General features: G+C 53.3%; 19 protein-coding genes and 2 tRNA genes. 8 read left to right on the top strand and 13 right to left on the bottom strand.

Annotated elements, in window-relative coordinates:
• Positions 1-2: 2 nt before the first annotated feature.
• On the top strand, positions 3-917 hold the full coding sequence (gene ygfZ, locus SMB34_RS18455) for a CAF17-like 4Fe-4S cluster assembly/insertion protein YgfZ (protein WP_037992250.1): 915 nt from the start codon (positions 3-5) through the stop codon (positions 915-917).
• A gap of 85 nt (positions 918-1,002) precedes the next feature.
• Here ygfZ and ppdK read toward each other — a convergent pair whose 3' ends face one another.
• The 9 genes from ppdK to SMB34_RS18410 all read right to left on the bottom strand — a co-directional run bounded on the left by ppdK (position 1,003) and on the right by SMB34_RS18410 (position 14,568).
• Positions 1,003-3,666: a pyruvate, phosphate dikinase gene (gene ppdK, locus SMB34_RS18450; protein ID WP_037992248.1), complete on the bottom strand. Its 2,664-nt coding sequence runs from the start codon at positions 3,664-3,666 to the stop codon at positions 1,003-1,005.
• Between the two features lie 58 nt (positions 3,667-3,724).
• Entirely contained in the window at positions 3,725-5,788 is a 2,064-nt protein-coding gene (glyS, locus tag SMB34_RS18445; protein ID WP_037992247.1) for a glycine--tRNA ligase subunit beta, read from the bottom strand.
• 3 nt (positions 5,789-5,791) lie between these two features.
• Complete coding sequence (locus tag SMB34_RS18440) at positions 5,792-6,682, bottom strand: glycine--tRNA ligase subunit alpha (RefSeq protein WP_007092414.1); 891 nt, start codon at positions 6,680-6,682, stop codon at positions 5,792-5,794.
• 406 nt (positions 6,683-7,088) lie between these two features.
• Entirely contained in the window at positions 7,089-8,945 is a 1,857-nt protein-coding gene (locus SMB34_RS18435) for a response regulator receiver domain (protein ID WP_037992246.1), read from the bottom strand.
• Complete coding sequence (locus SMB34_RS18430) at positions 8,938-11,904, bottom strand: ATP-binding protein (RefSeq protein ID WP_037992245.1); 2,967 nt, start codon at positions 11,902-11,904, stop codon at positions 8,938-8,940. Before SMB34_RS18430 ends, SMB34_RS18435 begins: the two co-directional genes overlap by 8 nt.
• A complete protein-coding gene (locus SMB34_RS18425; RefSeq protein ID WP_037992243.1) occupies positions 11,901-13,043 on the bottom strand; it encodes a DNA cytosine methyltransferase in 1,143 nt (380 codons plus the stop codon). The genes SMB34_RS18430 and SMB34_RS18425 overlap by 4 nt, the downstream gene beginning before the upstream one ends.
• A 139-nt stretch (positions 13,044-13,182) precedes the next feature.
• Positions 13,183-13,416, bottom strand: a complete 234-nt coding sequence (locus tag SMB34_RS18420; RefSeq protein ID WP_037992242.1) for a hypothetical protein — start codon at positions 13,414-13,416, stop codon at positions 13,183-13,185.
• Between the two features lie 85 nt (positions 13,417-13,501).
• Positions 13,502-14,287 carry a tRNA1(Val) (adenine(37)-N6)-methyltransferase gene (locus SMB34_RS18415; RefSeq protein ID WP_037992241.1) on the bottom strand — a complete coding sequence of 262 codons (786 nt, stop codon included), beginning with the start codon at positions 14,285-14,287 and terminating at the stop codon, positions 13,502-13,504.
• Between the two features lie 23 nt (positions 14,288-14,310).
• Entirely contained in the window at positions 14,311-14,568 is a 258-nt protein-coding gene (locus SMB34_RS18410; protein WP_037992240.1) for a putative signal transducing protein, read from the bottom strand.
• Between the two features lie 234 nt (positions 14,569-14,802).
• On the opposite strand from SMB34_RS18410, the gene SMB34_RS18405 reads away from it, so the two are divergent.
• From SMB34_RS18405 to SMB34_RS18380, 6 genes are all read left to right on the top strand, one after another.
• Positions 14,803-15,813, top strand: a complete 1,011-nt coding sequence (locus tag SMB34_RS18405) for a polyprenyl synthetase family protein (protein ID WP_037992287.1) — start codon at positions 14,803-14,805, stop codon at positions 15,811-15,813.
• Positions 15,814-15,913: 100 nt separating this feature from the next.
• Positions 15,914-15,990 (top strand) — tRNA-Pro (locus SMB34_RS18400).
• 204 nt (positions 15,991-16,194) lie between these two features.
• A tRNA-Pro gene (locus tag SMB34_RS18395) sits at positions 16,195-16,271 on the top strand.
• A gap of 674 nt (positions 16,272-16,945) precedes the next feature.
• Positions 16,946-18,007 (top strand): TRAP transporter substrate-binding protein, encoded by a 1,062-nt coding sequence (locus SMB34_RS18390; protein ID WP_007089654.1) that lies wholly within the window; start codon positions 16,946-16,948, stop codon positions 18,005-18,007.
• Positions 18,008-18,121: 114 nt separating this feature from the next.
• A complete protein-coding gene (locus SMB34_RS18385; protein ID WP_007089655.1) occupies positions 18,122-18,712 on the top strand; it encodes a TRAP transporter small permease subunit in 591 nt (196 codons plus the stop codon).
• A gap of 23 nt (positions 18,713-18,735) precedes the next feature.
• Positions 18,736-20,127, top strand: a complete 1,392-nt coding sequence (locus SMB34_RS18380; RefSeq protein ID WP_037992238.1) for a TRAP transporter large permease — start codon at positions 18,736-18,738, stop codon at positions 20,125-20,127.
• Between the two features lie 132 nt (positions 20,128-20,259).
• Here the strand turns inward: SMB34_RS18380 and spbR are convergent, their stop codons facing one another.
• Positions 20,260-21,396: a SpbR family protein gene (gene spbR, locus SMB34_RS18375; protein WP_037992236.1), complete on the bottom strand. Its 1,137-nt coding sequence runs from the start codon at positions 21,394-21,396 to the stop codon at positions 20,260-20,262.
• 265 nt (positions 21,397-21,661) lie between these two features.
• On the opposite strand from spbR, the gene SMB34_RS18370 reads away from it, so the two are divergent.
• A complete protein-coding gene (locus SMB34_RS18370; protein ID WP_037992286.1) occupies positions 21,662-22,057 on the top strand; it encodes a c-type cytochrome in 396 nt (131 codons plus the stop codon).
• 75 nt (positions 22,058-22,132) lie between these two features.
• On the opposite strand, the gene SMB34_RS18365 is transcribed toward SMB34_RS18370, so the two are convergent.
• The 3 genes from SMB34_RS18365 to SMB34_RS21090 all read right to left on the bottom strand — a co-directional run bounded on the left by SMB34_RS18365 (position 22,133) and on the right by SMB34_RS21090 (position 24,535).
• Positions 22,133-22,873, bottom strand: a complete 741-nt coding sequence (locus SMB34_RS18365) for a DUF6969 family protein (protein ID WP_037992235.1) — start codon at positions 22,871-22,873, stop codon at positions 22,133-22,135.
• A gap of 139 nt (positions 22,874-23,012) precedes the next feature.
• Positions 23,013-23,882 (bottom strand): formylglycine-generating enzyme family protein, encoded by an 870-nt coding sequence (locus SMB34_RS18360; protein ID WP_037992234.1) that lies wholly within the window; start codon positions 23,880-23,882, stop codon positions 23,013-23,015.
• Between the two features lie 317 nt (positions 23,883-24,199).
• Positions 24,200-24,535, bottom strand: coding sequence for a hypothetical protein (locus SMB34_RS21090; protein ID WP_156962713.1), 336 nt, complete (start codon positions 24,533-24,535; stop codon positions 24,200-24,202).
• Positions 24,536-24,544 lie beyond the last annotated feature (9 nt).

Below are 24,544 nucleotides of genomic sequence, written 5' to 3'. Positions count from 1 at the left end.
TCATGAGTGAGACTTTATACGCCCCCCTGCCTGACCGGGCCGTTATCCGGATCAGCGGGCCTGATCGCGTCAGCTTCCTTCAGGGGCTGGTGTCGAACAATATCGAAAAAATCACGGCTGATCATTCCGGCTATGGCGCGCTTTTGTCGCCGCAGGGCAAGTTCCTGTTCGATTTTTTTGTCTATCAGCAGGACGAGGACAGCCTTCTGATTGAATGCGAACGCGGCGAAGACGGTGCGCGTGCGGCCGAACTGTTCAAGAAACTGCGCATGTATAAATTGCGCGCGAAGGCCGAACTGACCGACGTCACCGAAAGCTATGACGTCGTTGCCGTCTTCGGCGATGGTGCCTTGGCTGCACTTGACCTGCCCGATACGCCCGGTGCCACCGCACCGTTTGCCGACGGGATCAAGGCGGTTGATCCACGCCTGAGTGCGATGGGTGCGCGCGTGTTGCTGCCCAAAAACGAACTGGCACAGATGGCAGCCATCGGTGCCACCGAAAGCGATGAAAGCACCTATCACCAGCATCGCGTGCTGCTGGGCCTACCCAATGGCAGCGAGGAAATGGAAATCGACCGCGCCATCCTGCTTGAAAACGGGTTCGAGGAACTGGGTGGCGTTGATTTCAAAAAGGGCTGCTATATGGGGCAGGAACTGACCGCGCGTACCAAATATCGCGGGCTGGTGCGCAAACGCCTGCTGCCGATCACGATCACCGGCCCGGCTCCGGAAATCGGCACCCTGATCATGAATGGCGACAAGGAAGCCGGTACGATCCGCAGCATCCATGGCAATGCGGGCCTTGCCCTGATCCGGCTGGAACGGATTGGCGATGATGCCGAGCTGATGGCGGGTGATGCCAAAATTTCGGTCAAGGTTCCCGACTGGGTCAAGTTGCCGGAAACGGCGGCCTGATCCGCCAACCGATAATTTCATCAAAAGCAAACGGCGGCAGAATTTCTGCCGCCGTTTGCTTTATCAATGCTGCCCGCCAGCAGCCTTATTTCTTGAGCGCGGCCTGTGCGGCGGCCAAACGCGCAATCGGCACGCGATAGGGCGAGCACGAGACGTAATCCAGCCCCTGTGCCTCGCAAAACGCGATGGATGCCGGATCACCGCCATGTTCGCCGCAAATGCCAAGCTTGATGTCAGAACGCGTTTTACGGCCACGTTCAGCCGCAATGCTGACCAGTTCGCCCACCCCTTCCTGATCCAGTGATACGAACGGATCACCGGCAAAGATATCCTTGGAAATATAGGTATCCAGGAACCGGGATGCGTCATCACGCGAAAGGCCAAAGGTCGTCTGGGTCAAATCGTTGGTTCCGAAGCTGAAGAATTCGGCCTCTTCGGCGATTTCACCGGCCCGAAGGGCGGCCCGCGGCAATTCGATCATCGTGCCGACAAGGAATTCGAGCTTGGCCGATTTTTCGGTTTCGACTTCGCCTGCGACCTTGATGATCACGGCCTTGAGGATTTCAAGTTCCTTCTTGCCGACAATCAGCGGGATCATGATTTCCGGTATCACCGGATCGCCGCCATCCTTTGAAACCTCGATCGCGGCTTCGAATATCGCACGTGCCTGCATTTCATAGATTTCGGGATAGCTGATGCCAAGACGGCAGCCGCGATGCCCCAGCATCGGGTTGGCTTCCGACAGTTCCAGCAACCGGCGACGCACGACAATCTCTGCCACACCCGCCGCATTGGCGACCTCGGCAATTTCGTTGTCGCCATGCGGCAGGAATTCATGCAATGGCGGGTCCAGCAGACGGATCGTCACCGGCAAGCCCTTCATGATCCGGAACAGGTCAATAAAGTCCTGACGTTGATAGGGCAGAAGTTTATCAAGTGCCGCACGACGGCCCTTTTCCGTATCCGCCAGGATCATTTCGCGCATGGAGATGATGCGTGCCGGATCAAAGAACATGTGTTCGGTCCGGCAAAGGCCGATCCCCTCCGCCCCGAAACCGCGCGCGGTTGCCGCATCATCAGGTGTTTCGGCGTTGGTGCGGACCTTAAGACGGCGCACCCCATCCGCCCATTCCATCAATTGGGAAAAATCACCCGACAGGTCGGGTTTCAGTGTCGCCACCTCGCCCAGCATCACCTCGCCCTTCGCACCGTCAAGGGTGATGACATCGCCTTCGTTGAGCGTCACGCCGCCCGACATCATGGTTTTATTGGTATAGTCAATCTTGATCTGACCGGCCCCGCACACGCACGGCGTCCCCATGCCGCGCGCCACCACGGCGGCGTGGCTGGTCATGCCACCGCGCGATGTCAGAATACCCTCGGCTGCGTGCATGCCGGCAATATCTTCGGGGCTGGTTTCTATGCGCACCAGAATGACCTTGCGGCCCCGGTTATGCACCCAGTCCTCGGCCACCTCGGCGGAGAAAACAATCTGCCCGGATGCCGCACCGGGCGATGCCGGAAGCCCCATGCCGATCACCTTGCGTTCCGCATCGGGATCAAGGGTTGGGTGGAGTAACTGGTCAAGCTGTGCGGGATCAACACGGCGAAGGGCATCTTCGCGCGTGATCACATTGGCCTGACACATTTCGACCGCGATGCGAAGGGCGGCCTTGGCGGTGCGTTTGCCCGCACGGGTCTGCAGCATGTAAAGTTTGCCGGACTCGACGGTGAATTCCATGTCCTGCATGTCGCGATAATGGGATTCAAGCCTGTCACGAATATCACAAAGCTCGCCAAAGACACCGGGCATGGCTTCTTCCATCGACAGAAGGTCCGAACCCGACTCTTCGCGTTCGATTTTGGTCAGCGGTGCCGGGGTACGAATGCCCGCCACAACGTCCTCGCCCTGCGCATTGATCAGATATTCGCCGTAAAAACGGTCTTCGCCGGTCGACGGATTGCGCGAGAAGCAGACACCGGTGGCACAATCATCGCCCATATTGCCAAAGACCATGGCCTGAACGTTAACCGCCGTGCCCCAGCTTGCCGGGATGTTATGCAGGCGACGGTATGTATTGGCGCGTGCATTCATCCAGCTTCCGAAAACCGCACCGATGGCACCCCAAAGCTGTTCGCGCGGGTCCTGCGGGAAGGGACGCCCGAGTTCGGCATCGACCTTTTTCTTGAAGCCCTGGACAATCGCCTGCCAGTCATCGGCATCCATATCGGTATCAAGGACATAGCCCTTGTCTTCCTTGTGGATTTCAAGGATTTCCTCGAAATGGTAATGATCGACGCCAAGAACGACATCGCCATACATCTGAATGAAGCGGCGATAGCTGTCATACGCAAAACGGCGGTCACCAGAGACCGCCGCCAAACCTTCAACCGTTTCGTCATTCAGGCCCAGATTAAGAACCGTATCCATCATGCCGGGCATCGAAGCACGTGCGCCGGAACGGACCGAAACCAGCAACGGGTCTTTGGGGTCGCCAAATTTGCGCCCGACCAGGGCTTCGACAGCAGCAAGCGACTTTTCGACTTCGGCTTCAAGACCATCCGGGTACGCACGGTCATTGTCATAAAATGCCGTGCAGACTTCGGTCGTGATGGTAAAGCCGGGCGGGACCGGAAGGCCGAGATTGCTCATCTCGGCAAGGTTGGCACCTTTACCGCCCAAAAGCTCGCGCATATCGGAACGTCCTTCGGCGCTACCGCCACCGAAGCCGTAAACCCATTTGGTCATCTTGCCTTTTCCTCATCTGGTCAAGGCGTTCCGGAATTCCGGGCGACCCCGACCTTATTTATGACTCGATCTTCGAGAAATCGGCAATGTCATGCAAGGCAGTGCGAATTTGCGCCAGCAGTTTAAGCCGGTTGGCACGTTCGTCTGCCTTGTCACTATTTACCGTGACCCCTTCGAAGAATGCATCGACCGGTCCGCGCAGATGCGCGAATTCGGCCATAGCCGCGGCATAATTCTCGGCCCGCAGAAGCGGCAAAGCCTTATGCCGGACATTGATGAGCGCCTCATAGAGCTTGCGTTCCTCGTCCTGCGTCAGAAGATCGGCGGACACATCCGCATCATAGGATTTTTCATCCTTCTTCTCTTCGATACGCAGGATATTGGACGCGCGCTTGTACCCGGCCATAAGGTTGACGCCGCTTTCACCCGATACAAAATCGGCAAGCGCATCAACACGGGCCAGAAGGCGGACAAGATCGTCCTCGCCATCCAGGGCAAACACGGCGGACACCAGATCATGGCGCACGCCCTGTTCACGCAGATGGACTTTCAGGCGGTCGGCAAAGAATGCCAGAAGTTCGTCAACCGCCTCGTCACGACGAATGGAGGCCGGATATTGGGAAACGGCAAAGGCAAATGCACGCCGCAGCGGCACACGCAAACCGTTTTCCAGAACCAGCCGGATGACACCCAATGCCGCACGACGCAGCGCGAACGGGTCTTTTGAACCGGTCGGCTTTTCATCGATGGTAAAGAACCCGGCAAGGGTATCGAGCTTCTCGGCCAAGGCAACAGCCACCGAAACAGGCGCGGTCGGACACATATCCGACGGACCGGCCGGTGCATAATGCTGTGCAATGGCGTTGGCGACTTCGGGGGCTTCGCCGTCATTCTCGGCGTAGTATTTCCCCATCAGTCCCTGAAGTTCGGTAAATTCGAACACCATGTTCGACACCAGATCGGCCTTGGCAATTTCCGCCGCCCGATCGGCAAGTTTAACATCGCAGCCCGGAATGTCGGCTGAAAGTTCGCGTGCCAGTCCGCGCAGGCGCAAAACACGCTCCGCCAGCGAGCCAAGCTTGGCATGGAACACGATGTTATCAAGTTTCGGCAGACGCGCTTCAAGCGTCACTTTCCGATCCTGATCCCAGAAGAATTTCGCATCATGCAGGCGCGCGCGCAAAACGCGCTCGTTCCCGGCAATGATCTGCGCGTTCGCATCCAGCGTCACCATGTTTGAAATGGTGATGAAGCGCGCAGCCAGTTTGCCCGTGCTGTCTTCGACAACGAAATATTTCTGATGTTCACGCATCGAGGTTTCCAGAACCTCGCGCGGGATATCCATGAACTGGTCATCGACCTTGCCCATGACGGGTACGGGCCATTCGACCAGACCGCAGACTTCCTCAAGCAGTCCGTTATCTTCCAGAAGCGTAAAGCCTTCTGATTGCGCAAGCTTGCGCGCACCGTCCAAAATGACTTTCTTGCGTTCTTCGCGGTCGAGCATCACCTTAGCAAAGGCAAGCTTCGCCTTGTATTCGGCGGCATTGGCAACACTAAAGGTGGCCGGTGCCAGGAACCGGTGGCCGCTTGTGATATTGCCTGCCGTTACCGGGCCAAACGATGCCGGGATCACCTTGCCATCAAACAGGCACAGGATCCGGTCAAGCTGACGGACCCAGCGGACCTTCTGATCGGCCCAGCGCATCGATTTCGGCCAGGGCAGTTTTGCCATGGCGTCTTCGATGATGTCCTTGATGACATCCGCGCTATCGCGGCCCTTCTGTTCGACAATCGCAAACAGGAAAACACCCTTGGGCGTTTCGCGCTTTTCACATTGTTCCAGCGTCACACCATTGCCGGCGAGGAACCCGGCAATCGCCTTTTCCGGGGCATCGGCACGCGGGCCACGGCGTTCTTCGCGCAGGTCCGGCTGTTTATCAGGCAAACCGTCAATGATCAGGGTCAGACGGCGCGGTGTAACCAATGCCTCGACATTATCAAAACCAAGATCGGCGGCCTTCAGGCCATCGGTGACCAGTTTGGTCAGGTCTTCGGAAGCACGCGCCTGCATGCGGGCCGGAATTTCTTCCGAAAACAGTTCAAGCAGCAACTCGGCCATGACTTATGCCTCCTCTTTCAAATGCCCGCGCGAACGAAGCCATGCTTCGCAGCAGGATTTCGACATGTCGCGCACACGGCCGATATAGGCCGCACGTTCGGTGACGGAAATCACGCCGCGCGCATCGAGGAGGTTGAAGATATGGCTGGCTTTCATCGCCTGCTCATAAGCAGGCAATGCAAGGCCGCGTTCGATATTGACTGCACATTCGGCCTGCGCGTCCTTGAAATGCTGGAACAGCATGTCGGTATTGGCGACTTCGAAGTTATAGGTCGACTGTTCCTTTTCATTCTGAAGGAACACATCGCCATAGCTGACGCCATTGCCGTTATAATCAAGGTCATAAACGTTTTCGACGCCCTGGATATACATCGCCAGACGTTCCAGACCATAGGTCAGCTCGACCGGGACCGGATCGCATTCAAAACCGCCGACCTGCTGGAAATAGGTGAACTGGGTGACTTCCATCCCGTCCAGCCACACTTCCCAGCCAAGGCCCCACGCGCCCAAAGTCGGGCTTTCCCAGTCGTCTTCGACGAAACGGATATCATGCGCCATCGGGTCAATGCCCAGATGGGCCAGCGAGCCAAGGTAAAGTTCCTGCGAATTGGCCGGTGATGGCTTCATCAGGACCTGGAACTGGTAATAATGCTGCAAACGGTTCGGGTTTTCGCCGTAACGACCATCGGTCGGGCGGCGTGACGGCTGCACATAGGCCGCATTCCAGCTTTCCGGGCCCAGCGCGCGCAACGTGGTTGCGGTGTGGAAGGTACCGGCACCGACTTCAAGGTCATAGGGCTGCAGGATGACACAACCCTGATCGGCCCAATAGCTTTGCAGGCGGAGAATGATTTCCTGGAATGAAGGGGGACGTTGCGACCCGTCGAGCGCCATTGCGCGAACTCACTTTGATGTTGTCGGTAAATTTAGAGCGGCAAGCTACCGCCCCACCCCGTCGGGGTCAAGAACGCAAAAGCCCTGAGTGGGCCTGAATTTAGCGCTTTTTATGACGTCCCGCCGAATCTCATACCGCGTTGCAGCATACAACATCCGTGCAACAACCGGTTTTTCAAAGCGAAATCACGGCCTGTTGGGCGAAAGTCGAAGAAATCAGCAAGGGAAAATATGCCGTCCGCGCAACTCAGACTTCGCAAACATGCGCGCTGCCTTCGGCGTGATACATGGCACTACACGGGCTCTTTCCATCACCTGTGCTACAACCGCCCAGTGATCTTTTTTTGATAGTGATGGGGATGCTTGCGCTGATCCGTACTGAAAAGCTAGTCGGCATCTTCGAATATCAGGAATAACCTAACCCGATGCGCGTTACACTAATCCCAATTTTTTGGATATAGTTGAGAGCATATTCATATCGAAGCTTCGCAACAACCTCTGCTTCAGCGGATTCCAACTTTAGCTTCTGCTCGACGAATTTTGGAACGACCATCGACATCTTGTTTTGGGATATTAAACCGTTATCTTCCGCTACAAATGTTCGCCAAGTCGCCTTCCCATTTGGGACAATCTCAGATTTCTCTATTTTCTGAAAACCAAGGCAAATTACAGTTCCAAGTCGGTCAATGGGTTCGACAAAACAGAAGAGCCCACTGTTCACATGCTGATCATCTACATCATCCATGTTCTGCACTTCAACAAGCTTTAGTGCAGTAAATGGCCGCTGTTCCGAACTCGCTCCTACAAACGCTGTAGTATTTTGACCGGGCTGCAAATCACAAGCTGGAGTTGCGCAAACCCACCAATCGCCACCCCATTTGAATATATGGCCGCTGTCTAACTGGTCGTCGCCCTTCTTCAACGGCAATGTAGACACATAACTATTGTAGTGAGCACGAGCTTTCTTTGACTCCGCTGATTTGTCGTCTGAAAGGTCAAGATTATAGAACCGAGCGAAATCTCCATAATCGCCACCATCGGCAAGTCTTATTCGCTCACCAAATCTTGCAACTTCATCCTCAATGTGAAACGAAATAGCTTCTGACTTGCTGTACACATGGCTTTTAAGTTTTGCCGTTCTGAGACGCTCTGCCTCTGAATCACTTAGGTTTGGGTTACCTTTAGAGCAAAAGTCCTTATAGAAATGTGCAAATACATGCCTCTTAAGGAGAGTCCGGTCTTCCGCTTCTACCCCGATACTACTTAGCTCATGCCGGTACTTGGCAGAAAGAAGACGAGACGGCGTCGGCTGCCATGCCTCCAGTGCTTTTTGTAACTCCGCAAGAAGATCAGCAGGTCCTTTGGAAACAAATGCAACGAAACCGCGAACTGTTCTGAACCACAAACGTTCTGGGTCTCTACTCCATGAAACCCCTTCAAACTCGCCTTCAGAGAAGAGTTTTTTATGTCGTTTCTCAAATTCTCGGATTGCCCAATAAAAGAAATCTTTCAGCTTTTTGCCATCAAAACCAGATTTTTTTGCCCAATCACTAACATTGGCCAAATCACCCTCAGCCCTCATAAATGATCGGATGGCATCACCTAAACTAACGTTAGGGATCCTTAAGGTAAGATAATCATCCATCGTCATTTTCTCGAAAAGTACTTTCCGATCAAACGATCCCTCATCCTCAAGCTCGTCTAATTCCGCTTCGAGCGCCTGAATATCTTTAACCAAGTATTCATCAAATCTGGACTCACAACTATGCATCAAAGACAGTAAACAGTCAGAGAAGACCTCGTTGAGATCATGTTCGCTGGTATGAACTACAATCAAATTGAAATGCTTGTTGGTAAGAACCGACTTTAGAATTTCTCTTGCCTTTAACCCGCCTAAGCCAGATTCGGCCCCTTCCAGATTGTAATCCAACACCAACAAATCAGACTGATGCAGATAGTCTGCCAACTCGTCCTCATCGGCCTCATGAGTTTTTTCCGGTGTGGCATCATGAATATCGATAACGAAGCCGGGTTTACGATTGCGAAACTGCTTGATAACGTCAAGGGGCCCTGAGGGATTGCTCCGCCATTCCTTCGCACTGGAACGCGCCGCCAGATCGTCAGCTTGCTTGTCTGCGGGTAGCGCTTCGTTGAGAATCTCTTCCCAACTCGGATACTGATCATCAACAATCAGCACAGATCGAAGTGGCTGTATGAAAGCTTCCTCAACAAGATCTGCATAAGTTGCTTTGATATCAGCCATGATTTCCCCTGTTGAAATCAATTGCGAAGTTGGCACCGTTGAGATGCTGTTCATTTCTATTTTTGACGTAATGGATAGAGTGGCCGCCAGCTAGTAGGTTGACGCGACACAAATACAATCCAATACCTCGCCCACCGCTAACTTTACGGGTAAAGAACATCTTGAACAGGCTTTCCTGATCAAGAGGATCAATGCCGGGACCATTATCGGAAACCGTTACTTTTTGATCTTGGCAGGAAATCAAAATCTTGGGATTTTCTGTTCGTGAATTGACAAGCCAATAGACGCTGTTATTGACCAAATTCACAAAAACGGGGAGTAAACGCGAAGGTTGCTCAACAATCTCGAACCGTTCAAAATCTGCCGTCACATCAAAACTAATACCGCGTGACCGAAAGGCTGTATCAAAAAAGCGCCGCAGATATTCACCAATCTCGGAGCCGGTTATTTTGCGCCGTGTGCGCGTACCCGATACTTTCAAAGGAGAAAGAAATTCCAACTGCTGGCTAAGTGCCTCAAAACCGGTCTCAATCAGTTCAGTTCCTGGATTTTCTGCTTGTGCTTTAACCTGCCGCAATCCTTCTCTGATCAGGCGTGCGTTGGTGTTCAGTTCATGCCCCAGAATCTCCACAGTGATTCCAAGTTGCGCTATTTGATTGAGATCATTCAAATCATCGCGCAAAGCAATGTTGTCGGCAATTCCCTGACTTGCGATAAGCTCGATGTTGACATTTTCGCTCATCAGTTCGAGCGCATCCAGATAAGATTGGAAAGTGTCTTCATTTTCCGCATCCAACACGGAATGGATTTCCGACATTTTTTCCAAAGCATCATTTAAATCCAGGCGGCCCAGCCTTACTTGCTCGACCAATGGGCCTGCTAGACCATGGAATGTTTTATTCCGCTCATTAAACAAGCTGTCGACACGGCTTTGCTCAGACTGCTGGATTTCAGCAATTGACTTGCGCCAGACACGCAGCTTTGCCTGCAAACGACTGGCAAGACTTTGCATTTGCCGTTCAGCGATTTCTTCTGGTTTGGCTGGCTTAATCCGTTCAAGAGCTTCTGAGTACGCCTCATTTAAACGCCTGATCAGTTCTTGCACTTCTGAGTATAGCGACCTGAAGGTTCGATAATCATCTTCACTAGAACCAAGATTGGCTGGCGCTGCCGTCAATCGGAGATCGCTAAGCTTTTTATTGGCTTCATTGACGGTTTCAAGAACACTCTGAAGATCACCCTCATGCTCAATTTGAAGTTCCGATGCTTCAACAGAGATACTATTCTGAAATTCGGCAAGAAGAGGCAAATTTCTCTTAAGCCGTTCACTAAATTTCTTCCTGTTTTTTTTCGCAAGCTCCTTGCGTTCTATCTCGGCTTTTTCAGCTCTATTTTTTTCTTGAATTCCCGGCAAAATATCGTTTCGTAAATCTGATTTTGAACCAAAATACTCATACGCAACTCGCCGAAGAATGTTTATGACCAACGTACGCAGCGCTTTTGCACTACGATTGTCGATAAACCCTTCTCTACCGGCTTTGTCGCGCAAATTCGGGTTCGCTTCACGTGAAATAGCAACACGACCAAACATCCTTCGCGCGTTCCAGAACTCTCGCCCTGCGGAAATACTACGCCGAGATTCAACCTCGAAGAAATCGTTATCAATCCTGCCATATGGCAAAACGCGTAAACCATTTCGGAAAACAAGAAAGCCGGAATATCTCAGGGCCAATTCATTATTTCGTGCATGCTGGTCGTCAGTATGTGTCGAATTGACGCGTTCCCTTTCATAGGTCGCAAGATGCAATCCTACCGGCCCCACAAAAGTTGTTGGGCCCTTCGGCGGTTTGTAGTCTTTCGGTGGATAAATTACATAGTCAGTCCCGATATGTCGCCACTCACCGAATGCCTTCACCTGCCCTCTAAATACGCCATCGGCATCGATGTTGCCGCTCAGGACATGCTCCATCTCTTCAGTTACAGATCTATTGAACTCTTCGCTTTCGTCTTCAATGACAGGCCGACTAACCCCATTAACCCATGTTCGAACTTCATAGGTGAAATCGGGATCAAAAGCATTGACCTCGTTCGACGCGTTATCGACATATGGGTCGGTAAACGCTGAAAGAGTTGCGAAGAAGCTGTCCTTAATTCTCTGCACATCTCCATCTGGTTCAATACTTGGCAATTGAGCACGCAAATCGTAATTGATGTCAGAAACAACCAATGCAGTGCCATGTGCACGTTTGCCGATCCAAACCGGCCATGGCTCGAAATGACGATTATCAAAGCGCGCGTTTATGATCGTCCCTGCGATAAGTTCAGATGGCTTTGTGGCATCGGCATCTGCATCGAGAACAATTCTGTCATATGCTTCCCAAGCGATTTTCAATCGCTCTGAGCGTTTCGGATCATTTTCGTTGCCCCAAATGTTATCCGTTAGACGATCAAACATCTCGGGAAGAAGATCAAACAACTCCTGCTGCTGCGTAAATGTCATTACTGGCAGTTCGATATCCGACAACACCAGAAAGGGATTCTCGAAAATACGCCAATCGATCAAAGCCGCAATGAAGTCGTGGTCAACTCGTTTAGATACAATTAGAAGCAATGGCCCAAGGTTTGCTGAGGACAACCGCCCAATCCCCTTTTGCCCCTGCTTCGACCGCTTGGGCAAACCGTCTCTGTCGTCGATATTGTCTTTCGCTTCGTATTTCGATTCCGTACCAACAACCAGCCAGCGATTGACAAATTCGTCGTAGCTCATGCCATGGCCATCGTCGAATATCGCCGCGATCGGCTCCGGGTCGTCAAAGATATGCAGAGACACTGCTCGCGCGTAAGCGTCATAGGCATTCTTCCACAATTCAGAAATCGCCGTAGGGCAATCGGCTATCTGCTCTCGTCCGAGATGATCGACAGTTCTTGCTTGCGTCCGAAATGCCAGTGTTTCAATCATACCAGTTCGAGCTCGGCTATTTCTTTACGCGGACGCTCTCGCGAAGACAGCGGCGGTTCGGACACATCAATCAATGATTTCTTCAAATGGCAAATAAGCGCTCTACCCAACTCAATCGGGACGGCATTACCAACTTGAGCCCCCGCAGCGGTAAGACCACCTTTAAAAACGAAATCATCTGGAAACGTTTGAATACGGGCCGCTTGCCGAACGGTGATACCATGATGTTCGGTTGGGTGCACAAAGCGCCCCTTTGAGGGATTGATACATGCTGTGGTCATGGTTGGTGCAGGTTCAAATGAATTAATCCGGCCATATACGTCTTTATGCCCGTCATGCTCTTTGTGGCACGGCAATACGCGCCCAGAGTCCTTACGGCTACCGCCGTTAGGTGGGGTCCTTTTAAAATACTTCACCAACTCTGGGCCCGAAATCATATGGACATCATTCAAATCACCCGCATAGGTTGCGTTAAACACAGTCTCACATGACTTCCAATATTCCAAGCCTTTAACAGGCTTTCGTGGATCACAATGCGTCGGTTTTGGTGGCCATACCAAGCTACTCGCATCAACATCTTGCCGAATACCCAAAACAAAAACCCGTTTGCGACGCTGTGGCACTCCAAAATCTCTCGCATCCAGTACCACAGGGTCAAAAAGCGCGTATTTGATCCGGGCACCTTCTTCATAGAATTTCTTTAGATAGGTTTCATGACGCTTCCACAGTATTCCTGGGACATTCTCCATAAGAAATACGCGGGGTTGCAACGCCTCTACAAACTTGAAATAGGCATGTATCAGTTCGTTACGAGGGTCATTCACACCAGCATCGAGTATCCTATGAGTAGAAAAACCTTGGCACGGCGGTCCCCCAAGAAGCAAATCGCATGTTTCTGAGCCCAATCTTTCCATGCGCAATTTGGAGGGGTTGTATGTCAGGATACTTTCGTCAAAAATCTTGGCGCCTTTTGCTCCTTGGCGCTTAAGTATATTTGACTGGAATGTAGATACCGCGTGCGCGTTGTTTTCTATCGCGAATTTAAGTTCAAAGCCTTCTAGGATAGCTGCGAGCGAGAATCCCCCTGCTCCAGCAAACAAATCAACGACAGTTGGCTTTTTCTTTGGGCTACCCGGCATATGATATCGCGTTCATTTAAAGAGCGTCGTTGCGACTATTGACCCTATGGATCCAGCCTGCTTTGGACAATATCACGCTGGAATAACAGGCCAACACCTAATATTGCGCTAACGGAGTAGACACTAAGTCCTATAGCTCCTAGACGTCGCAGCGGTGCGCTGCGCCCTCCGCGTGATAGACACCGCATTTCGGGCATTTTTCAAGATCATGCGCCACAGCTTCCTGTTTCTGCTGTTTGGCTTTCTTGTCATGCCCGGTCTGCTTGGGCTGCTCCTGCCCGGAAACCTGACTCTTGCGGGTAAACAGCTTGAAGCCCTGCCATACCACCACAACGATCAGTGCGGTAAAAAGGATTTTCGACAAACTCAGCATGGCATTTCCCAAAGCATCAAGGTTTCTGCGCCACAACGGACCCGCGACGCACTTTATAGTGCCCTTATATTAAACCAAGCCCGATTTAGAAACCGGGCAATGCAGATGGCACCCGCAAAATCGCCTCGCATTCGGGCAAATAAACCCCGGCTTCATCATGCAAAACAATTCCACGTCGCAGGGTAACCGGCGATGAAACGCCCTTGCGCGCCGAAACAATCACGCGTAACGGCGCATCGGCACTGGCCTTGCTCCAGATCGGGTAAATGGTCATGTCGCCTGCCCGACCATGCAAAAGCCCGATGATCCGGTCGAGATGATCCGCCCGGTGTACGATGGTGATCCGGCCCTTCTGGCGGACCATCTTAAGGCAGAAATGGATCCAGTCCTTGAGATCAGCCGTGCCTTCCTGATGCGCCTTGGCCCGGCTTTCATTGGCCGGGCGCGTTCCCCCGGCATAGAAGGGCGGGTTTGAAATCACCTGATCAAAACTTTCGGCCACCAGCGGCAAGGACCGGTCATTGATATCGCCATGAACCGGCGTTACCCGACCCACCAGATCATTTTCGACAATGTTGCGGCAAAACAGCGCATAGAGATCGTCCTGCAACTCCACCCCGGTCACTTCGGCATCGGGCAGGCGGCGTGCGACGCACAGCCCGGCCGATCCGACAGCCGCCCCGACATCGAGTATTTTCTGATCCCGTCTGGAATTGATCGACACGGACGCCGCCAGCAAAACAGCATCGACCGCCGCGCGATACCCATCGACCGGCTGTTTTAATGTCACCGAACCGCCCAGCAGAAAATCGTGGCTGATGCGTTCTTCCGCAAAATCGGGAACATGAAATGCGCTATCGGTTCGGGTCATAAATGCCTTTGTCGGACTGATTTTCAGTCCTGAACTTCCTCGGTATCGGGATCATGCTGTGCGTTATGCGCATCAAGTTCGCGTCTGGCAACATCAAGGATGTATTTGGCCCGGCTTTCTTCCTCGGGGGCCACCATCAAACGCCTTGGCAATGCGCCGATGGATCCTTCGAGAATGCTGGCGTGGTAATCAAAAATATGGCTGGCGATGTCTTCGTCGGCGAGAACCGATTGCGCCCAGCTGAGCTCGATCGGGTCGTTGCTGCGAAATAGCTCGATCATGCGATTTATGCGCCCCGGTTGTTATTGTATGTTTATGTTATCCATATATATGTGTGTGGCAGAACATATTCGGGTAAAAATGACGGCAAAGCGGTTATTGTTGCCTGCCTGGCAACCATTTGTCCACTTGACCGTCACCACCCGGCATCTCTATGTTGAGGTCGCCCACTGAAATCAGCGTTACCCGTCCCGGTGGGCGGGGTCAATACGCGAGAAATTGTTTCGGATTACAGCGTGACCAATATCGCAACGCAGCAGACGACCGAACCCAGCCTGGACTCCCTGATCCGCCTTGTCGATGCCGACATGAAGCGCGTCAATCAGGTCATCATTGACAACATGCACAGCGAAGTCGCGCTGATCCCGCAGCTGGCAAGCCACCTTGTCGCTGCTGGTGGCAAGCGCATGCGCCCGATGCTGACACTGGCATCAGCCCAGCTTTGCGGCTATCAAGGCGGCACATCGGCGGTTGATCTTGCGGCCTGTGTCGAGTTTATCCACACCGCAACGCTTCTGCATGACGATGTCGTTGACGAAAGCCTGCTGCGCCGTGGTCAGGCATCGGCCAATGCCCTGTTTGGCAACGAAGCCAGCGTTCTGGTCGGTGACTTCCTGTTTGCACGCGCCTTTGTCGTGATGGTCAAAAACGGCTCGCTCAAGGTTCTTGATATCCTTGCCAAGGCGTCCGCCGTCATTGCCGAAGGCGAAGTTTTGCAACTTTCGACCGCCAATGACATGGCGACCACCGAAGAAGCCTATCTTGAAGTCATCACCGCCAAAACCGCCGCCCTGTTTGGGGCTGCGTCGCAAATCGGGGCGGTGATTGCCAATCGTTCAGCGGAGGACGAAGAAGCCCTGCGTCTTTATGGCATCTATCTTGGCACGGCTTTCCAGCTGATCGACGATGTTCTGGATTATTCCGCCCATCAGGCGACGCTTGGCAAAACTGTCGGCGATGATTTCCGTGACGGCAAGGTGACCCTGCCGGTGATCATTTCCTATGCCAAGGGTGACGACGCGGAAAAGGCCTTCTGGCGCCGTTGCATGGAAGATCAGGAATTCCAGGATGGCGATCTTGATCGCGCGCAGGAACTGATCCGCAAATATGACGCGCTTAGCGCATCGATGGATCGTGCGCGTGAATTTGGCCAGCTTGCCATTGATACCCTGACGCGCTTTGACGATGGCCCGATCAAGGATGCGATGATCGAAGCGGTCGAGTTCTGCATTTCGCGCCCATACTGATATCGCATGCCGGTATCGCATGCCGGGGTCCCGGCGGATTGGCGCAAAAAATCCTTGCGTCGGTCGGTATTTGGGATTATCACCCGGCTTCGCAGAATGACGGAGCGTAGCTCAGCCTGGTAGAGCACTGTCTTCGGGAGGCAGGGGTCGGAGGTTCGAATCCTCTCGCTCCGACCATCATTCAAAGGCCCTGAAACGGTTTGACGTTTCGGGGCCTTTTGCGTATTGGCACAAACCCCGCCGAATTCACCCGCAAAGCGATTGATGCCCACACCGCGCAACCGTGAAATCATCTGTCGTAAAACGGCAAAGTTTTTCAGGCCCACCGACCGGTTTATGCTTGATCCAGCCCTGAAGACGGGCTAAACAACCGCCCACTGACGGAGCGTAGCTCAGCCTGGTAGAGCACTGTCTTCGGGAGGCAGGGGTCGGAGGTTCGAATCCTCTCGCTCCGACCATCAGTCGGGAAGCCTTTTTCAAAGGCTTCCCGTTTTCATTTCCGGATGCTTTCCCCGCCTGACATACCCCGCCTGACATGCCCCGCCTTAACCATGCGTTATATCGGGTGCCTGCATCACAAGGTCCTCTTTCCGCACGGCTGACCAGAAAGCCCTTCGCAAACCGGTTCTTCATCAAATCAAACCATCTTGGCCGCACTGCGCCGCGCCGCAACAAATTCGCATTACCGTTCGCAAGTGCAAACTTTCTCATCATGCTTTGGCATCGATTCCCCTCACCTTGCCAGTCTTGCACATGACGGCACCACAGCCCGTCAACAATCCGAAAGCAGTTGCTTTGCCAATCGATTCGCAACCATAGCGCGGGTTACCGGGCCTTTCTGCCATAACAACTTTAAATGAGAGATATGCAATATGCTGAACCCCGTATAAATACGCATTTCCATGCGGAAATCCCGGTTTTTTGAGCGAAATCAAGTCATTTTTGTGCGTTCGCGAAGATATTTTCTTGCGTAGCGGGCGAAACAAACTTGCTCATACTTGCGAAATACGCTTAAGCTTCGCCCTGCAACAAGAGGAACGGGACGTTTTCGCCAGCAATAATAAAAGCAAAAGGCGGTTATCGCCCCGACGTGGTAATACCAATTTCGGACTTCTTAGGGAGGAAGCTACGAATGAAATTTTCTAGTTTTTTGAAATCTGCAACCTGTGTGGCCGTACTTGCAGCGGCTACTTTGACGACGGTTGCGCCTGATGCGGATGCTGCTGATCGTGTTCGCTGGAAAATGGGCTCGACCTATCCGGGCAGCCTGACCCAGCTTGGTACGCTTGGCAAACGCGTTGACGAAAAGATCGACGAAGTTTCCGGCGGCAACATTCAGATTAAATTCTATGAGCCGGGCGCACTTGTTCCGGCACTTGAAGTGTTTGATGCGGTTTCAACCGGTTCCATCGATGCCGCCTTCTCCACCCCGGGTTACTGGGCGGGCAAGGTTCCGGCACTTCAGCTTTTCGGTGCCGTTCCGTTTGGTCCGCAGGCTGGTGAATATCTGGCATGGGTCAAATTTGGCGGCGGTCAGGAAATCTTTGACCGGCTTTACGCCGAACATGGCATCAAGTCGCTGTTCTGCGGCCTGATCGCACCGGAAGCATCGGGCTGGTTCTCCAAGGAAATCAACACGGTTGAAGACCTTAAAGGCCTGAAAATGCGCTTCTTTGGTCTTGGCGCCAAAGTGATGGAAAAGCTTGGTGTCTCGACCCAGCTTCTGTCGGCTGGCGACATCTATCCGGCACTTGAACTCGGCACGATTGACGCGACCGAATTCTCCATGCCGGCAATCGACCTTAAACTGGGCTTCCATCAGGTCGCCAAATACTACTATTTCCCGGGCTGGCATCAGCAATCCACCTTCTTCGATCTCATGATCAACAAGGAGAAGTGGGAAGGTCTTGATAAGACCCAGCAGGCACAGATCGAAGCCGTCTGTAACGACAACCTGGCTTATGGTTTCGCCGAAGGTGAAGCGATCCAGTTCGCAGCCCTGAAAGAACTTCAGGAAAAAGGCGTGAACATCAAGAAATGGTCGCCTGAAATGCTTGATGCCATGCGCGGTGCATGGGAAGAAGTCGCAGGCGAACTTGCTGCACAGGATGCGGACTTCAAAGAAGCCTATGACAGCCTGCAGGGCTTCCGTGCCAACTACAAAATCTGGAAAGACATCGGATATCTCGATTAATCTTTCCCGGTCCTGATGCGACCTTGTGTCGGACCACAAAAAAGTCTCGGCAAGGCCGGGCGCCAATGGCCCCGGCCTTGACCGCGATTAAGAAAAGACCCGGGAGGCTTTTTAATGGAAGCGCTACTAAAACTGAGTGACGGCATTGATGCCATCGTTTCCCGCATCGGGAAATGGGCCGCCCTGCTTGCCATTCCGCTGATGCTGACGATCATGTTTGACGTGATCCAGCGTAAATTCGGCGGTCAGGGTTCCATCAAGCTGCAGGAACTGGAATGGCATCTCCATACCGGCCTGTTCATGCTGTGTTTCGGTTTTGGCTATATTCGTGACTCTCATGTCCGCATCGAACTGATCCGTGACAATTTACGCCCGCGCACACGCGCCATCGTCGAGATGATCGGCGCGATTATCTGCATTCTGCCGTTCTGCGCACTGGTGATTTATTTTGGTTATGATTTTGTCCTTCGATCCTTCGAAAACCACGAAGTCTCTGCCTCGACCACGGGGCTGACCCATCGCTGGCTCATCAAATCAACCATCCCCATCGGCTTCGGCCTTCTCGCCATGGCCGGTTTTTCGGTCTTCCTGAAATGCTATGTCTTTGTGTTCGGCCCCAGCAACCTGCGCAGCCGTGCGGGTCACTATGTCGGCGCAACACATCACGCAGACCTTGGCAACGAAGCCGCCAGGCTCAAAGACTGATTGCGGAACGGGGATAATTCCAAATGGAAAACTTCTATATCGAAGACTGGTTTCCGCTGATCATGTTTGCCTCGCTGGGCATTCTGGTCTTCTCGGGGCTACCGGTCGCATTCGTCATTTCGGGCATCGGGATCGCCTTTGGCTTCCTTGGCATGGCCTATGACGTCTTCTCATTCGTTGAATTCTTCAACATCGTATCGCGCATCTGGGGTGGCATCGCCGAAAACATGGTGATGGTTGCCGTTCCGATGTTCATCTATATGGGCACGATGCTGGAAAAAAGCGGCGTTGCCGAAGACCTGCTTGAATGCCTGAACGTTCTGATGCGCAAGGTTCCCGGGGGTCTGGCACTTTCGGTTACCCTGATGGGTACGATCATGGCCGCCACCACCGGCATCATCGGTGCATCGGTTGTGATGATGACCCTGCTTGCCCTGCCGGTCATGCTGCGCCGCAATTATGATCCGTCGCTTGCGACCGGGACGATTGCCGCATCGGGAACGCTCGGCATTCTGATCCCGCCAAGCATCATGCTGGTCCTGATGTCCGACCTTCTGTCGGTTTCGGTCGGGAACCTGTTCCTGGCGGCGATCATTCCGGGTCTGTTGCTGGCATCGCTTTATACGATCTATATCTTTGTGCGGTGCCAGATGCAGCCCCATCTTGCCCCGCCCCTGCCCGACGCCGAAGCGCTCCATGGCATGGATATGGTGCGCATGATGGTGCGCAGCTTCATCCCGCCGGTCTTCCTGATTGTGCTGGTGCTGGGATCGATCTTTGCCGGTTTTGCCACCCCGACCGAGGCCGCAGGCGTTGGTGCGGTAGGCGCGACCTTCCTGGCACTGGTCAAGGGTCGCCTGAAATGGGATGTGCTTAAGGACGTCTGCGAACGGTCGGCTTTGACCGGGGCGATGCTGTTCTTCCTGTTTGCCGGTGCAACCGTCTTTTCCTATGTGTTCCGTTCACTGGGCGGGGATGATCTGGTTATCGATCTGGTCGATAGCGCCGGCCTTGGGGCGTGGGGCGTTCTGTTCCTGCTGATGCTGATCGTGTTCATACTTGGCTTCTTCTTCGACTGGGTCGAAATCACCCTGATCGTGTTGCCGATCTTTGCACCCGTCATTGCACAACTTGATTTCGGCGATCACCTTGCCGTTGCCGGGATTGGCCCGACCGAGACGCAGGTACTGACCTGGTTTGCCGTCATGGTTGCGGTCAATTTGCAAACCAGCTTCCTGACACCTCCGTTCGGGTTTGCCCTGTTCTATCTTAAGGGCGTCGCCCCGAAATCGATCACCATCCAGCAGATTTACAAAGGCATCATTCCCTTTGTCATCCTGCAGGTGATCGGGCTGTTGCTGGTGATGTATTTCCCGGAACTGGCGCTGTGGATGCCAAATACCATTCTTGAATAGGCTTATGTCTGTCACATCAAAGGCACCGTGCAAACGGTGCCTTTTTTGTTGCCCGCAATCAGGCACACCAGACAAAGCAAAACCGCCCGAAACGGGCGGCTGCAAGATCACGAAGCTGCTTGCTGGTTAGGGTTACGGCTGAAGGTTCCGCTCGCTTGGCAATTGCAGCATGCGGCCCATCAGGTAATCGACATCGTCTGAGTCAAACTCGACACCAAGATCACCATACTGGGTCAGAACCCGTTCGATCATCCGGCGCGAATAGCGTTCCCGATCACGTTCCCCGCCATCAAGGTCGGTTTCGCGCGCGACTTCAACCGCGGCACGAACCCCCGGGAAGAAATGAGCCGGCATGTCGGCCTTGTTGTAAATCGCTTCAAGCCCGAACGGGCCGCTATCATGGATCAGAATGCGGGTATTGATCAGCGATACCCCGGCACGGCGCGCAAGGGCAGCTTCGAAAAAGGCAACATCGCCCATGCAAAGCGCGCGCAGGATCAGACCGCTGGTCAGACGGTTGTTGGTGTGAAGATGTTCGACCAGAAGCTCGACATCGCGTTCTTCCGCGCCATCCCCCAGAAGGCCGATGGTCGCACTTTCCTGCGACTGGGTCATGACCGCATTCACGATCCCCTCGGGGATGTGGCCGCGCGCAATCAGTTCGGATCGCATCCGGTCAGACACCAGCGTCACAAGCCGTTCGGCAATCGTGATCGGCAGATGATTGCGTTCGATCATCGGCTTCTGGATGCGCTCGTTCTCGCCGAATTCATCCACAACCTTTTGCAGGGAATGTTCACTGATCTGTGCGCCGTCATTCGAAATCAGATCGACCATCACGTCTTCATGGCCGATATCGACCAGGGTTGCCGAAACGATTTCCGACACATGCGGACGCGATGCGATGGCACGCTGTTTTTCAACACTGTCGGCATTGTCGCCGATAATGTCGACCAGATCCTCATCATTGAGAACTTCGGAAAATTTCAGGATCGGCAGGGCCACATCATCAACGTCGCGTGCAAGGGTCGCTGCAACATCGTGGGGCACAAGCGGGGTCTGCTTAAGGTTCTTGGCCAGCGCCTTGCGCACACGCACTTCCGCGTCACGCACCATCAGCCGGAAAATATCCTCGGCCAGTACGCGTTCGCTGTCACTCAGGCTTTCAGCAGAAAATTCACGGCTGATTTTCTCGGCCGTTTCCGCACGATTCTTCCCGGAAGGATCCTGAATCAGGTTGTTAAGATCTTCTTTGGTTATACGCGGCAATGGAGTTCTCCCGGCACGCTAAGCAATCGGCTGCCAACCATTTGTAATTCTTTATACACCGTAGGGCCGATTGACTAAACGCAAATTATTCAGTTCCTGCTTGTGCTAAATGTCGTGTCGAATTCGGGAAACTCAACAGTAAGCCGATCTTTTTTAACGAAAAGCGAATTTTTGCTTCCGTTGATGTTTTTCGGTTCACTTGTGAACCAACCAACGACACAATGTAGTGGGGACCCTACCACCGCAGACCATGAGAGGCCGCAATATGAATTTGACCAAAACACTTACCATCGCCGCCACACTGGCCGTACTCGGCATGGCACCGGCAATGGCTGGTGATGCCGAAAAAGGCGAAAAAGTTTTCAAGAAATGCGCTGCCTGCCACAGTGTGGAACCTGGCCAGAACAAGGTCGGACCATCGCTGGCGGGGGCCTTTGGTGCGCAATGTGGCCATGTCGCCGACTTTAAATACGGCAAAGGCTATCAGGCTGCTTGTGAAAAAGGTTTCACCATCGATGAAGCCTTCCTGGTTGACTATCTTAAGGATCCGTCAGCCAAGCTTAGCGAAATCTCGGGTTCGAAAGAACGCTCGAAGATGACCTTCAAGCTGAAAAAAGAAGACGAAATTGCCGATGTCATCGAATATCTGAAAGCGCACTAAGCCTTTCGATATCCGGTACCGGAATAAAAAACGGCCAGTGCATCTGCATTGGCCGTTTTCATGTGTGCGAAGATATCACGCTGCGGCGCGTCGCCGACCAAGTTCCTCGGTGATCGCGCGGATTTGCTCCTCGACCCGGATGTCGATGGTCGATGTAACTTCCAAGTCGCGATCTTCGTAAACATCGCGATCAGGATGTTTTTCACGCCATTCGTTGATCGCCATATCACGCAGGCGGATCAGCTGTTCGATTTGCGGCCGATACAAAAAGATCATCCCCGATATCCAGCGATTTACCGGCCAGGATGGTTGCGCATGATCAATGATGAAGTTTTCGAGCATATTGATCACGGTTTCGCCGTCATACCAGACTTCGCCGGTCACCCAGCGGTTGGTGGTGAACAGACGCTGGGCAAAACCGTATTCATCCATCGATACCGCAACCAGATGCGACAACGCGTCATTTGGCCCTTCGGGATAGTCAAATCCCTCAATCGGTAACGGCTTTGACCCGGACGGCATGCCGCGCGGTCGCAGGAAGGTATGGAAGTGTCCATGCTCGTTCCAACTGCGCTGTTCGTCTTTGGGATGGGCATGATAATAAAACTGGGCGTGCGAATTGCGGTCATACACATCCCCTTCGGGATAGTGCGTCCATTCATAAAAAGGCCCCGCCGTCTTGATCAGTTCACCGACAATATTATCGCCGGTCACCGTCAAGACCCGGTGGCATTCCATAACATCGCGTCCCGCAGTCAGCATCCGTTCAAGCCGTCCGGTCGGAAGTGATGTCCAGTCAATTGCAATTTCGGTCATTCCAACACCAGTAACCTTGCGATGAGAATCCTATCCGCAGCGGCAGAAATAACCCGTCCATGACCATGACGGCCAATTAATCCCGTTCAAGAATTAGTGATTCTGTCACAATGTGCAAGCCTGCTTCGAAAACAGGCCACTATTCATGCATCAACCGAAATCCGATAAGGATATGCTGCATATGTTCCGGCCTGCCATGGCGGGCGGCGGGGCGGCAAACACCGCATCCCCGATCATCCCAAGATCCGCCCTTAACAATACGGTATCCGGCTTGCAAACTGGTGGCCGTCCATTCAAACACCTGCCCCGCCCCGTCATACAGCCCATAAGGTCCGGGTTCGAACTGTCCCACCGGGACTGTATCAAACGGGCCGCGATCGGCACTGTTCAATTGCAGCGGGTCATAAATATTGCCCCAGGGATAGAAAATGCCGTCCGCACCACGAACCGCCTTCTCCCAATAGATTTCTTCGGGGATTCGCCACTTGATGCCGGTTTTCGAACTTAGCCAGGTGGCATAATCCTGGGCATCACGCCACGACACCAGAACAACCGGATGATTGCCCTTGCCACGCGGCGGTTCGCCATTCTGCCATGCAAAGGGACGGGTCGCGTCATATCCGTAAATCAGACCAAGACTTTCCCAGTCTTCCTCGCTGATATCGGGCGCTTCACGACCGGTATCCCGGACAAAGGCGGCATACTGATCATTGGTGACCGGCGTTTTCATGATGAAATAGTCGGGCAGATAAATGTGCCATTTATCGACTTCAACATCGTACCAGCGATTCCGGCGGCTGATGTCATGGCCATAGACCTGCTCATCAATCTGATAGGCATATTGCCGTTCAATCGCATCCGACCCCTGAAAGAACCAACCGGCCGGAATTTCCGCCACATCGGCATATGGTACATCCGCGGACTGCGCCCGCACAGAACCAGGCAACGACATCGTGGCCAAAACGGCCGCAAAAAGCCCGCCGATCATGTGACTCTGCTGTTTTTTCATTGTCTGTTCCGGTCTCCGTGATGGCTGTTCTCACGGTTTATTCAACCGTAAGCCATGCTCCGCTCCCCGTATCCCTGATTTCTTAAATGCGTAAAATCTATCGATTTTTCAATCGTTTTGATACCAAAGCATAAAAAATCAAACATGAATTGTTCGCGACTCATTCAACCAAGGGCATATTTTGACCGCTTCTCTCACACGGCTCTCTCACATAACAGTGAAACCATGTGACGTTCCGGGCGACCTGATTTGGCGCATATTGGCCTGCATCGGACGAAAAACATTCAAAAGTCCCTAAGTCAGATCGAAATGAACGCTTAATCAGTGAGGCAATCAATGTCCAAAAAATCCAGCTTCTTCTCCCAGTCGGCCCTGATGCCCGCGATTGCCGTTGGTGCCGGCCTTGTCATGGCAGCCCCGATGGCAATGGCGGCCCCGCTTCCGACACCGACCGCCGAAGTCGCGACGTGCACAGCCAATCCTTGCGCGGCCAACCCCTGTGCCGCAACCCCCTGTGCCGCAAACCCGTGCGCGGCCAAAAAGGTCGTCAATCCCTGCAGCCCGTGCGCGGCCAACCCTTGTGCTGCAAATCCTTGCGCGGCGGCTAACCCCTGCGCTGCCAATCCGTGTGCGGCAAATCCCTGTGCTGCCAAATAACCGGG

This window comes from Thalassospira permensis NBRC 106175, assembly GCF_000714555.1.
Classification (GTDB): Bacteria; Pseudomonadota; Alphaproteobacteria; order Rhodospirillales; family Thalassospiraceae; genus Thalassospira; species Thalassospira xiamenensis.
The sequence above is the reverse complement of the archived record's forward strand: the minus strand, read 5'-3'. Positions and strand labels throughout refer to the sequence as shown.